The 11,134-nt window shown below is 72.4% G+C and carries 10 protein-coding genes and 1 tRNA gene; 7 read left to right on the forward strand and 4 right to left on the reverse strand.

Annotated features, from left to right (window positions below; all coding sequences use genetic code 11):
- Positions 1–5: 5 nt before the first annotated feature.
- A complete protein-coding gene (gene nrtL / locus ACIO3O_RS11295) occupies positions 6–824 on the reverse strand; it encodes an ArgS-related anticodon-binding protein NrtL (RefSeq protein WP_401744570.1) in 819 nt (272 codons plus the stop codon).
- 44 nt (positions 825–868) lie between these two features.
- Positions 869–1,315, reverse strand: a complete 447-nt coding sequence (locus ACIO3O_RS11300) for a response regulator (protein WP_401744572.1) — start codon at positions 1,313–1,315, stop codon at positions 869–871.
- 170 nt (positions 1,316–1,485) lie between these two features.
- On the opposite strand from ACIO3O_RS11300, the gene ACIO3O_RS11305 reads away from it, so the two are divergent.
- From ACIO3O_RS11305 to ACIO3O_RS11320, 4 genes are all read left to right on the forward strand, one after another.
- Positions 1,486–1,557: transfer RNA gene (locus tag ACIO3O_RS11305), tRNA-Arg, on the forward strand.
- A gap of 161 nt (positions 1,558–1,718) precedes the next feature.
- Positions 1,719–3,872, forward strand: a complete 2,154-nt coding sequence (locus tag ACIO3O_RS11310) for an AAA family ATPase (RefSeq protein WP_401744574.1) — start codon at positions 1,719–1,721, stop codon at positions 3,870–3,872.
- Positions 3,869–5,116 (forward strand): McrC family protein, encoded by a 1,248-nt coding sequence (locus tag ACIO3O_RS11315; protein WP_401744575.1) that lies wholly within the window; start codon positions 3,869–3,871, stop codon positions 5,114–5,116. The genes ACIO3O_RS11310 and ACIO3O_RS11315 overlap by 4 nt, the downstream gene beginning before the upstream one ends.
- 231 nt (positions 5,117–5,347) lie before the next feature.
- Positions 5,348–6,031: a VC0807 family protein gene (locus ACIO3O_RS11320; protein WP_401744577.1), complete on the forward strand. Its 684-nt coding sequence runs from the start codon at positions 5,348–5,350 to the stop codon at positions 6,029–6,031.
- A 15-nt stretch (positions 6,032–6,046) separates the two neighbouring features.
- On the opposite strand, the gene ACIO3O_RS11325 is transcribed toward ACIO3O_RS11320, so the two are convergent.
- Positions 6,047–7,078 (reverse strand): Ku protein, encoded by a 1,032-nt coding sequence (locus ACIO3O_RS11325; RefSeq protein ID WP_401744578.1) that lies wholly within the window; start codon positions 7,076–7,078, stop codon positions 6,047–6,049.
- 33 nt (positions 7,079–7,111) lie between these two features.
- Here ACIO3O_RS11325 and ligD point away from each other — a divergent pair, with 33 nt between their 5' ends.
- Positions 7,112–8,002, forward strand: coding sequence for a non-homologous end-joining DNA ligase (gene ligD, locus ACIO3O_RS11330; RefSeq protein ID WP_401744579.1), 891 nt, complete (start codon positions 7,112–7,114; stop codon positions 8,000–8,002).
- A gap of 791 nt (positions 8,003–8,793) precedes the next feature.
- On the opposite strand, the gene ACIO3O_RS11335 is transcribed toward ligD, so the two are convergent.
- A complete protein-coding gene (locus tag ACIO3O_RS11335) occupies positions 8,794–9,576 on the reverse strand; it encodes a nuclease-related domain-containing protein (RefSeq protein WP_401744581.1) in 783 nt (260 codons plus the stop codon).
- A 324-nt stretch (positions 9,577–9,900) separates the two neighbouring features.
- Here ACIO3O_RS11335 and ACIO3O_RS11340 point away from each other — a divergent pair, with 324 nt between their 5' ends.
- Both ACIO3O_RS11340 and ACIO3O_RS11345 read left to right on the forward strand, forming a co-directional pair.
- Complete coding sequence (locus ACIO3O_RS11340) at positions 9,901–10,215, forward strand: zinc-ribbon domain-containing protein (RefSeq protein ID WP_401744583.1); 315 nt, start codon at positions 9,901–9,903, stop codon at positions 10,213–10,215.
- 110 nt (positions 10,216–10,325) lie between these two features.
- A complete protein-coding gene (locus ACIO3O_RS11345; RefSeq protein WP_401744585.1) occupies positions 10,326–10,994 on the forward strand; it encodes a class F sortase in 669 nt (222 codons plus the stop codon).
- The last annotated feature ends 140 nt before the right edge of the window (positions 10,995–11,134 follow it).

The following is an 11,134-nucleotide window of genomic DNA, read 5'->3' on the forward strand; positions in this document are numbered from 1 at the left end:
CTCACTCACAGGTGGTCTGGTGCGCTGACGCCGAGCTGGGACAGGCCGCCGGCCAGCACCGTCCCGGCGGCTTCGGCGACTGCCAGCCGGGAGCGGTGGGCGGCCGAGGGTTTCTCGTCGCCGAGCGGCAGCACCCGGTGGGTGTCGTGGAAGCGGAAGAAGGCGTCGGCGACGGCGACGAGATGCCGGGCGAGCCGCTCGGGCGCGCCGAGCCGGACAGCCGCGTCGACCTCGACGGCGTACCCGCCGAGCAGCCCGATCAGCTCGGGGGCGTCGATCGCCATCTCGTACGAAGCGGAAAACCCCAGCTCAGAAGCGTTCCTCCCGAGTGCCCTGGTCCGGGAGTACGCGTACCGCACCCGGAAGAGGGGGTTCCGCTCGTGCTGGGCGAGGAGGTCGGGGCCGGGGAGCAGGGTCGCCCACACGGCGGCGTCACGGCCGAGCCGTACGACCTCGTCGGCCGGGGGCTCGGGAACGACCAGGCGAGGATCTCCTGCGATCCCCCGCTCCAGCAGCTCCCGCACCACCTCGTCCCGCGCCTCCCCCGCGAGGGTGATGCTCAGGAATCCGGGGCCGGTGACGTCCACGGCGGCGATCCCGGGCGTGTCCACGAGCCGGACCCTGATCGCTTCGGCGACCTCGCGGGGGGCCTTCCCGGCCTGCTTGGCCAGTTGGAGCGCCACATTGCTGGCCCAGTCGCCGGTGCCCCCGGGGCGGGTGCGCTCGACGGCGGCCCGTTCGGGCACCGGAGCGCTCAAGGCGTCCTCCTCGACGGCACGGCGCACGGCGCGCAGCACGGTACGGGAGAGCTCTGCGGGGGTCACGGGGCCAGCCTAGGCGAGGAGGGGGGCTCCCCCGCCAACGGGTTTCAGCATGCGGGCGGGCGTGTCCCGGGGCGGACTCGTGGGGCCGCATGGTCGCCGTCGGACGACGGCGACTCCTCCTGCCCCGCCAGCCTCCGTACGAGCCGGACCAGTTCGGCGGGCTCGAAGGGCTTGGAGAGGAAGGCGTCCACTCCGGCGGCCAGGCCGCTCTCCACTTCGACTTGCGTACAGGCACTGACGATGGCGACCGGCAGATGGCTGGTGCGCGGGTCGGCACGGAGGCGGGCGGCGGTGCTGATCCCGTCGAGGCGGGGCATGACGACGTCGAGGGTGATCACGTCGGGGCAGGTGCGGTGCACGATCTCCAGGCACTCGGCACCGTCGGACGCGGTCACGACCTCGAAGCCCTCCAGTTCGAGATTGACCGTGATCAGCTGGCGGATGACCTTGTTGTCGTCGACGACAAGGACCCGGCCGGACGCGCCTGGCACTCTTCGAGGGTAGGTCGGACTCCCGCACCGCGTCCGGGTTTTGCCCACTTAGGCCCCGTGCGGGGGAAGCGCTTGCGGGAGGCTGACGTGCGGATGCCGGGGATATGTGTTCACGGGCACGGGCGGGGAGCTGGTAAGGTTCACCACGTCGCCGACACACCGGCCGACACGCCCCCGTAGCTCAGGGGATAGAGCATCGGCCTCCGGAGCCGGGTGCGCAGGTTCGAATCCTGCCGGGGGCACTTCCGTCACTGTTCCTAGTGGGCAGGACGAAGTGCCGAGTACAGAGGGTCGGACCCAGAGAACTGGGTCCGGCCCTTTGTCGTGCGGTGTGCGGGGAGCACGGGCCGCCTATTCTGAACGCCCTCTGCTCTCCCGTCCCTGAGCCATGGAGCCCTGCCGCATGTCCACCCGACAGGCCCGCACCAAGCCCCGCACCCGACGTTCCATGGAGATCCTCGCCGAGCGGTCCGGGCCCCTGCACTACGCGGAACTGTGGCGTCGGGTGAAGGAAGAACTCCCCCTGGACGCCGCGGATGCCGAGACGTACGACGACGGGCAGGAGAAGGGCGAGAACGCCTGGCGCTGGCAGACGTCCGACCTCGTGCTCGCGGGCTGGCTGCGCAAGGACGACGGGCGGTGGACGATCACCGGCCTCGGGCGGGCCGCACTGGCCGAGCATCCCGAGGCGGCTTCCTTCTACGACACGGCACGGGCGGCGCTCTCGTACTGGACGAGCCACAAGCCCGGCTTCCAGTACGCGGCACGGCTGGTCGGCGCGGTGCCGGCCGGGCACTGGCTGGCGCTCGACGACCTGGCCGCCGCCACCAGGTGCGACCGCTCGCGGCTGAGCCGCTGGCTCTGGGGCATCCGTCCCCCCGGGGCGCACCGGGTGCTCGACTCCGACGGGCGCCCCGCGCCCGAGACCCGGCCCGACGCGGCGGAGACCGAGGCGGTGTTGCGGAGGATCGCCGAGGAGCAGGGGCGTACGGACGCCGCGGCGGCCGGGCCGGACACCCGCATCGACGTCGGCGGACTACAGGCTTCCCTGCGGCGCGAGGAGCCCGAGGGGGCGCAGTCCGCCAGCGCCTGGCTGGTGCGCAGTGGCACCGGGGAACAGGCGAGGACCGCGGTGGCGCGGTGGCTTGAGCTCGGGCTCTGCTCGCTGGCCGCGTCCCGGCTGGGCGAGGTGACCGCGCCCCTCCCCCGGGAGGAACTGCGGCTGCGGGTCGAGGACCGGTACGCCCACCTCTCGTACAACAAGCGGGACGAACTGGCCGCCGAGTTCGACCTGTTCATCAATCGAATGCGCGAGGGGGATCTTGTCTGCGCCACCGACGGCGGTGCGCTGTTCCTGGGGCGGGTCACCGGCGGCCCGCTGTGGGTGCAGAGCCCGGAGGAGCCGGCCGGTCTGCGTCGTACGGTCGCCTGGGACGGCCCCGGGATCGACCACGAGGAGCTTCCGGAGGAGTTGCGCGGACGGCTGCAGAGCCAGCACGACGTGGTGGACCTGACCGGCACCATCGGCCTGCTGCGGGAACTCGCCGTGGCGGGGAGGAGCACGAAGGCACCTGAGGTGCCCGAGGACGAGTCCGTGCTGCTCGCCCCGGGCGGCACGGCGACGGACGGCCGCTCCGGGTCCCAACTCCCTTATCCGGACGAGGGGCTGGCGAAGCGGCTGCTGGTGGACGAGGAGTGGCTGCGCGAGGTGCGTGACCTGCTGCAGGAGCGGCGGCAGCTGATCTTCTACGGGCCTCCCGGTACGGGGAAGACCTATCTGGCGCAGCACATCGCCGCGCACCTGGCCGGTGACCTGCGTGCGGTCAAGCTGGTCCAGTTCCATCCGTCCTACGCCTACGAGGACTTCTTCGAGGGCTTCCGGCCGACCGTCCAGGACGGGGGGACGGCGGGCGCGCTGACCTTCGCGCTGCGGTCGGGGCCCTTCCGGCAGTTGGTGGACCTCGCCGACGGCGATCCGGACACTCCGTACTTCCTGATCATCGACGAGATCAACCGGGCCAATCTGGCCAAGGTGTTCGGCGAGCTGTACTTCGTCCTGGAGTACCGCGACAGCACGGTCGACCTCCAGTATTCGGGCGAGTTCCGGCTGCCCCGCAACGTCTTCATCATCGGGACGATGAACACCGCCGACCGGTCCATCGCCCTGGTCGACGCGGCGATGCGGCGGCGCTTCGCCTTCCTGGCGCTCCATCCCGACGAGGAGCCGACCCGGGACCTGCTCACGCGGTGGGTCGAGAAGCGGGAGGAGGCCGGGGAGATCAGTCCGAACGAGGACGTGCCCGCCCTCCATCGTGAGCTCAACCGCCGGATCGAGGACAAGGACTTCAAGATCGGCCCCTCGTACCTGATGCGCGCGTCCGTCTTCGAGGAGGGCGGCTTGGAACGGGTGTGGAAGACGGCCGTCCTGCCGTTGCTGGAGGAGCACCATTACGGCGACGACCTGGTCGACGTCCACAGCCGGTACGGGCTGCCCGCCCTGCGCAGGGCCGTGGGCCGTCAGTCCCCGGTCGCCGGCCCCTCCGTTCCGGCGCCGTGACGCAGGGCGGCCCGGCGCACCGCGTCGACCTGCGGGAACACGGGCCGTGGACCGAGGTGGTCCTGACGCCCGAGGCCGGTCGCGCGCTGGCCGCGTCCGGGGTCGTGGACGCGCGGCCGGACCCGTACACCGCGGGTTCGCCCACCGCCTGGCAGGTACGCGGGCTGGGCAAGGTCGGCGCGGTCCGGCTGGGCGGGGTGGAGGTGCACATCGCGCCCAAGCTGCCCGTCCGCCGGCTGTTCTTCCTGCTCGGTTACGCGGCCGATCCGGTACGGCACTGGTGGGACGACCCCGGTGAGGTGCAGGTGGGCGAGGAGCGCGAGCTGCTGCCCGCACTGGCCTCGGCCTTCGTGCGCCAGGCCGAGCGGGCACTGCGGCGGGGAATGCTGCAGGGCTACCGCACCACGGACGCCGCCCTGACGGTCGTACGCGGCCGCATCCGCGAGGGCGACCAGCTGCGGCAACGCTTCGGGGTGCCCCTTCCCGTCGACGTCAGGTACGACGAGTACACGACGGACATCGCCGAGAACCAGCTGCTGCTGGCGGCGAGCACGCGCCTCCTCAGGATTCCGGGCGTGCCGCAGCCGGTCCGCCTCGGGCTGGCCCGGGTGCGCGCCCGGCTGTCGGAGGTGTCCGTGCTCGTGCCCGGCCACCGGCTGCCTGTGTGGCGTGCGACCCGGCTCAACAGCCGTTACCAGTCGGCGCTGCGCCTGGCCGGGCTGATCCTGGCCGACCGTTCGGCCGAGCGGTCGGGCACGGGGGTCCGGCTGGACGGGTTCGTCCTCGATCTGGCCGCCGTCTTCGAGGACTTCGTCTGCACGGCGCTGTCCCGGGCCCTTCGCCCCCACGGGGGCCACACGGTCGCCCAGGCGCGCCACCACCTGGACGAGGCGGACGGCATCCTCATGAGGCCGGACCTGGTCCGGTACGACGGCTCGGGACGCCCGCTGGGGGTGGCGGACGCCAAGTACAAGCAGGAGAAGCGGGACGGGTTTCCCGGGGCGGACCTCTACCAGATGCTGGCCTACTGCACCGTGCTCGGCCTGCGTGAAGGGCACCTCGTCTACGCGAAGGGCAATGAGCCCCAGCGGCGGCACGTGGTCAGAGGGGCGCGTATCGAGATCGTGCAGCACGCGCTCGATCTGGACCGGTCTCCGCAGTCCCTCCTGACAGCCGTGTCCGCGATCGCCGCCGCCATGGTGCCGGACTCAAGCGAGCGTGGGGACCGCAGCGGACGTCGTTGAGGCCCGGGCCGCGCCACAGGTGACCGCCGTGGTGGGTGCGGGGCAGCAGCCCGTTGTCGACGGCGGCCTTGAGCGGGCAGGGAGCGGGGTGTGGCGAGGGATTGGGTCATGATGCGGCCATGTCACTGCATGGGGGCGGCAAAGGGGAGGGCCGGGGGGTGGTGGGGTTGTCTATGCTGCCCCGGCCGTTGAGCGGGTCAACGGGCTTGTGGGGCAGGGGGGTTGCGAGCGATGAAGTCCGTGGTGCTGAACTGGGGGCCGACGCTGCTGTTCAGCGTGGTGTTGCCGTGGGTGACGTACGGGATGCTGACGGACGGCGGGACGGAGCCGGTGACGGCGCTGTTCCTGATCGCCCTGTGGCCGTTGGCCGAGGTGGGGATCTTCTACGGACTGCACCGGCGGGTGGACGAGTTCGGCGTGATGATCCTGGGCGTGCTGGTGCTGGGTGCGGTCAGTGCGCTCTTCTTCCACAGCGAGAAGATGGTCTTCGTGAAGGACTCGGCGGTGACGGGGCTGCTGGGGCTGGCGTTCCTGGTGACCCTGCTGCTGGAGCGGCCGGTGATGTTCTACTTCGGCCGGAAGTTCGCGACCGACGGGTCGGCGGAGGGGGTCGCGCGGTGGAACGGGTTCTGGGACGCGTATCCCGGATTCCGGTCCAGTCAGAGGAAGTTGACGGTGGTGTGGGGGGTGGCCTTCCTGGTGGTGGCGGGGGTGCGGATCGCGCTGACGTACGTCCTGGACACCCGGACGATGGTGGGGGTGTCCGGCATCCTGCCGTTCGTGGTGCTGGCCGGGTTGCTGACGTACACCATCAGGACGGGGAAGAAGGGGCGGGCGCGGATGGCCGGGGCGGGTGTGGGGGCTGGTGCCGGTGCGGAGGGGGTTGCGGCACCGGCGGTGGACACGGCGGGCTGACCGGGAGGGGGCCGGTCAGGCGGGGGTCCGTTTGCGGGCGGGTGCCTTCTTGGCCGGGGCCTTCTTGGCGGTGGAGGCCTTGGAGGCTTTGGTAGTTGAGGCTTTGGTGGTTGAGGCTTTGGTGGTGGTCGCGGTCTTGGTGGTCTTGGCCGGGCTCGACGTCGGCTTCTTCGCCGTGGTGGTGGTCTTCTTCGCGGCGGCCTTCTTGCGGGGCTTGAGCTCCGTGACCGTACCGGCGGCGGACGGCGTGTCGGGCTGCTCGCCCCGGGAGCTCTTCGCGGCGCGGACGCTGTTCTCCAGGGCGGCCATCAGGTCGATCACCTGGGCGTCGCCGCCGCTCTTCTCCGTGGCGGACGGTGAAATGGCCCCGCCGTTCTCGGACTTGGCGGCGATCAGCTCCTCGACGGCTTCGCGGTAGTCGTCGTGCAGGGTGGCGAGGTCGACCTCGCCGAGAGTGTCCATCAGGGTGTCGGCCAGGTCGAGTTCGGCGTCGCGGACGGTGACGTTGCCCTCGGGGGCGATGCCTTCCGGCTGGCGGATCTCGTCGGGCCAGAGCAGGCCGTGCATGGCGATGACGTCGTCGACGACGCGCAGCATGCCCAGGCGCTCGCGGCCGCGCAGGGCGAACTTGGCGATGGCGACCTTGCGGCTGCGGGCGAGGGCCTCGCGCAGCAGGGTGTACGGCTTGGCGGCCGGGACGCCGTTCGCGGAGAGGTAGTACGCCTGGTCCATCTGGAGGGGGTCGATGGAGGCCAGCGGGACGAAGGCGACGATCTCGATGGTGCGGGCCGTGGGGAGCGGGAGGGCGGCCAGGTCGTCGTCCGTGATGGGGATGATCGAGCCGTCGGCGTCCTCGTACCCCTTGCCGATGTCGGCCGACTGGACCTCCTGCTCGTCCAGCTCGCACACCTTGCGGTAGCGGATGCGGCCGCCGTCGGCGGTGTGGATCTGGCGGAAGGAGATGGCGTGGTTCTCGGTCGCGTTGAAGAGCTTGATGGGGATGCTGACCAGTCCGAAGGAGATGTTGCCGTTCCAGATTGATCTCATGCCCGTGATCCCTTTCGGTGGGATTCTTATGGTATGTCGCCCATGACGGAGGTGGAGGGTCGAAGGCTGGCCCTCAGCAATCTGGAGAAGGTGCTGTTTCCGGGGACGGGGACCACGAAGGGGGAGCTGCTGCATTACGTCGCGACGACGGCGGGGGCGTTGCTGGCGCACGTCCATGACCGGCCGATGTCCTTCCTGCGGTTTCCGGACGGGGTGGGGGGCCAGACCTTCTTCGCGAAGAATCCGCCGCCGGGCAAGCCCGCCTGGGTGAAGACGGTGGAGGTGCCGCGGTCGGAGGGGGTGACCGCGCGGCAGGTCGTCGTCAGCGACCTGGCCTCGCTGATGTGGGCGGCGAACCTGGTCGTGGAGTTCCATGTGCCGCAGTGGCGGGCGGAGTCGCCGGGGGTGGCGGACCGGCTGGTCTTTGACCTGGACCCGGGGGAACCGGCGGGCATGGCCGAGTGCGCCGAGGTCGCGCTGTGGCTGCGGGGGCGGCTGGCGGCGGACGGGCTCGGGGCGTGGGCGAAGACCTCCGGCTCGAAGGGGCTGCATGTGCTGGTGCCGGTGGAGCCGACCCCCTCCGAACGGGTGACGGCGTACGCGAAGCGGCTGGCGCAGGAGGCGGAGGCGGATGCGGGGCTCGGGGGGCTGGTGGTGGCGCGGATGACGCGGGCGTTGCGGCGGGGCAAGGTCTTCGTGGACTTCAGCCAGAACGCGGCGTCGAAGACGACTGCGGCGGCGTACACGGTACGGGCGAGGGCGGGGGCGACGGTGTCGACGCCGGTGGGGTGGGAGGAGCTGGAGGGGGCGCCGCGGGGGTTGTCGTTCGGGATGGGGGAGGTGGTGGGGAGGTTGGCGGAGAGGGGGGATTTGCTGGGGCCGTTGCTGAATTTGAATCGGGCGGGGGGTTTGCCGCGGGGGTGAGGGGGGCCGCGGGGGTGAGGGGGTGCGGCTTGGCCCCTGCGGGGGTGTGTGGGCGGTAGGGGGTGGGCCGGGGCCCCTTTGGACGGGCGTCCGGCGGGGGGCTTGGCCGGGGGGCGGTGTCGGGGTGGGCCGGGGGCGAGAGGGCCGGTACGGGGCTGGGCCGGAGTCGGGCGGGCCGCCCCCTTGCCCGCCCGTTCCGCCCCCGGGGGGCGGCCCCGCCGCCCAAGGGGGCGGGGGGGAAGGGCGGAGGCCGAAGGGGCGGGGGGAGGAGGGCGGAGCCCCAGGGGGCGGGGGGAGGAGGGCGGAGCCCCAGGGGCCGGGGCTGCAAAGGGCGGAGTCCAAGGGGGCCGGGGGGGGGGGGGCGGCCGGGGGGGGGGGGGCGCCGGGGGGGGGGGGGGGGCGGGGGGGGGGGCCCGCGGGCCGGCCGGGGGGGGGGGGGGGGGGGGCCCCCCCCCGGGGGGGGGGGGGGGGCGGGGGGCCCCCCCGGGGGCGGGGGCTGCAAAGGGCGGAGTCCAAGGGGGCCGGGGCGGCTTCGCCGCCGGGGATATGGCTGCCCGGAGGGCATGCCATTCAGGGGCGCGGGGAACTGCGCGACCAGCCACGACGCACCCGCACGGGCCGGAAACCCACCACCCCCTGCACGGGAACCGTGCACGCCCCCTCGGGTCTAGGTGAAGGGGCGGGGCCGGGGCGAGAACCCGCCGAAGGCGGGGCGGGGTTCGGGGGCGGAGTCCCCGGCAGGAACAGCACCCCCACCGGCCCGCACGAAGAAGCCGAGCCGCCCCGGAGGGTCAGGAGCGGAGCCAGGTGTGGCGGTTGCGCGCAAGTGCGTGGAGGGACTCGATGTCCGCAGGCTTGAGAACGCCGCCCAGGCGCGAGAGCGTCGCCGCCGCCGAGCCGTCGCGGAGGACCTGGAGGTCGTCCGGGGCCGGTACGGTCCCGTCGACGCGGCTCGCCCCGACGACCGCCAGGCACGCCCGCACCCCCGCCGCCAGCACCAGCGACGCCCGCTCGGCGTCGTGCACCGCCCGGCGCACGACCGCGTCCGTCAGCTGGAAGCGACGGTTCCGCGAGGCGACCGTACGGACCGTGAGCACCCCCGCGGGACCGATCAGCAGATGGTCGAGGACGTCGAGCCGGGTCCCACCGGCCAGCGGCACGCAGTGCAGGACGCGCCACCCCACCCCCTCCAGCCCCTCCAGCTCCTCCCCCATCCGCTGGAGCGCCGCCAGCGCCTCCCGCTGCGGATCGGCCCGGAAGCGCCGGAGCACCGGGGCCTCCCCCAGCCCCGCGTACAGCGTCTCCCCCGGCCGGTTCGGCGCGAGGTCGTCGTCCGGGTGGAGGGCGAGGCGCAGCAGGTCGGCCGAGGACGGCACCGGTGGCGGCCCCACGGTCAGCGGCCCGGTGACGTACGGGGCGAGGGCGGTCAGCACCTCCTCGCGGCGCCCTTCCGCGAGCAGGCTCACCCGGCCGGTGTCGCGGTCGTACCAGGCGAGGGTGCGGCCGGTGGCGAGCGTGACGTAGAGCCGGGCGCCGCCGTGGCCGTGGGCCGGTGTGACTCGCAGTGGCTTCATGGTGCATCACCCCTTGCCATGGGAACAGCATGCGCCCCTCCGGGGCAACAACTGTGCGCGTGTGGGCGGGAGTTGACCGCGAGTTGTCCGGGAGTTGACCTCACCGGCGTCAGGAACGACCGCCCGGACGACCACCCCGACGCCACGCACGACCGCCCGCACGACCGCCCCGGCACCACGTACGACCGCCCGTTCGACCCCCGGACGTCGCCCCGGGAACCACCGGCGGCCCCCCGCGCGTTGAAGCACTGACAGGAGCAGGCGGTACGACAGAGGACCAGCGCCCGAGGCCGACCCCCCGGGCGCAGTGAATCGGGGGCAGAAATGATCATCTTTGGCACCAGGGGCTACATCTACCAGCTGGCGATGCTGACCCTTCTGTGCGGCCACTGCGGCAACCCCTCCGCGCACGCACTGCGCAAACGGGTCACGAAGTTCACCCTCTTCTTCGTGCCGCTGTTCCCGGTCTCCACGAAGTACGCCACCCAGTGCACCTTCTGCGGGGCCGAACGCCGCCTGGAGCGGGAGGAGGCCGAGCGCCTCCAGGCCCAGGGCGGCATGGGGGGAGGCCAAGGCGGCCAGGGCTTCCAGCCCGGCGCCGGCGGGATACCGCAGCAGCAGAACCCGTACCAGCAGTAGCGCACCCCCGCACACCCCCGCACACCTCTGACCTGCACGGACGTCGGCCGTTGGGCGGCTGTTACAAGAACGATGAATCTCCGCAATAGCGGACATTTAGGATTCATCGCATGAGTCACACGAGTACGACGACCCAGCCCCGCAAGCAGCAGCCCCGCACGGCCAGGCTCGTGGCCGCGTCCGCTCTCACCGTCGCCCTCGGCGGCGGACTCGTCGCCTGCGGCGGAGGTGGCGCCTCCGCGGCCCTCGCGCCGGACGTGAACGTCAAGAACGTCGCGACCCAGGGTCAGGACCAGGGCCAGGACCAGGGCAAGGAGGCGGAGCCGCTCAAGGCCTCCAAGCCGACCGGCCTGACCATCCCCTCCGCGGGCGTGAAGACCAGCACGATGCTCGACCTCGGCCTGGACAAGAACCAGGAGCTGGAGGTGCCGTCCGTGGCCGACGCCGAGAAGCCCGGCTGGTACACCGGCGCGGTCACCCCCGGCGAGAAGGGCGCCTCGATCCTGGTCGCGCACTACGACACCGCCAAGGGTCCGGCCCTGCTGCGCAACGTCGCCAAGATGAAGATCAACGACTCCATCGAGGTCAAGCGGGCGGACGGCAGCACCGCGAAGTTCAGGATCCGCGAGATCCAGCAAGTGGACAAAAAGGACTTTCCTACGAATAAGGTCTATGGGAAGACCGACCGTCCGGAACTGCGCCTCATCACCTGCGGGGGCCCGATCCGGGACGGACACCGCTCTGACAACATCATCTTCTTCGCCGACCTCGTGAAGTAGGGGCCGGCAGGGAGGGGAGTCCTTGTTCCTCCGCCGCCGCCCCGACGGCCGTGGGGGGCCCGGGGGGGCCCCCGGCGCCCCCCGCCCCCCCCCCCCCCCCCGCCCCCCCCCGCCCCGCCGCGGCGGGCCGCGCCCACCCC

The sequence above is a fragment of the Streptomyces sp. NPDC087440 genome (genome assembly GCF_044744005.1).
In the GTDB taxonomy this organism is placed as follows: Bacteria; Actinomycetota; Actinomycetes; order Streptomycetales; family Streptomycetaceae; genus Streptomyces.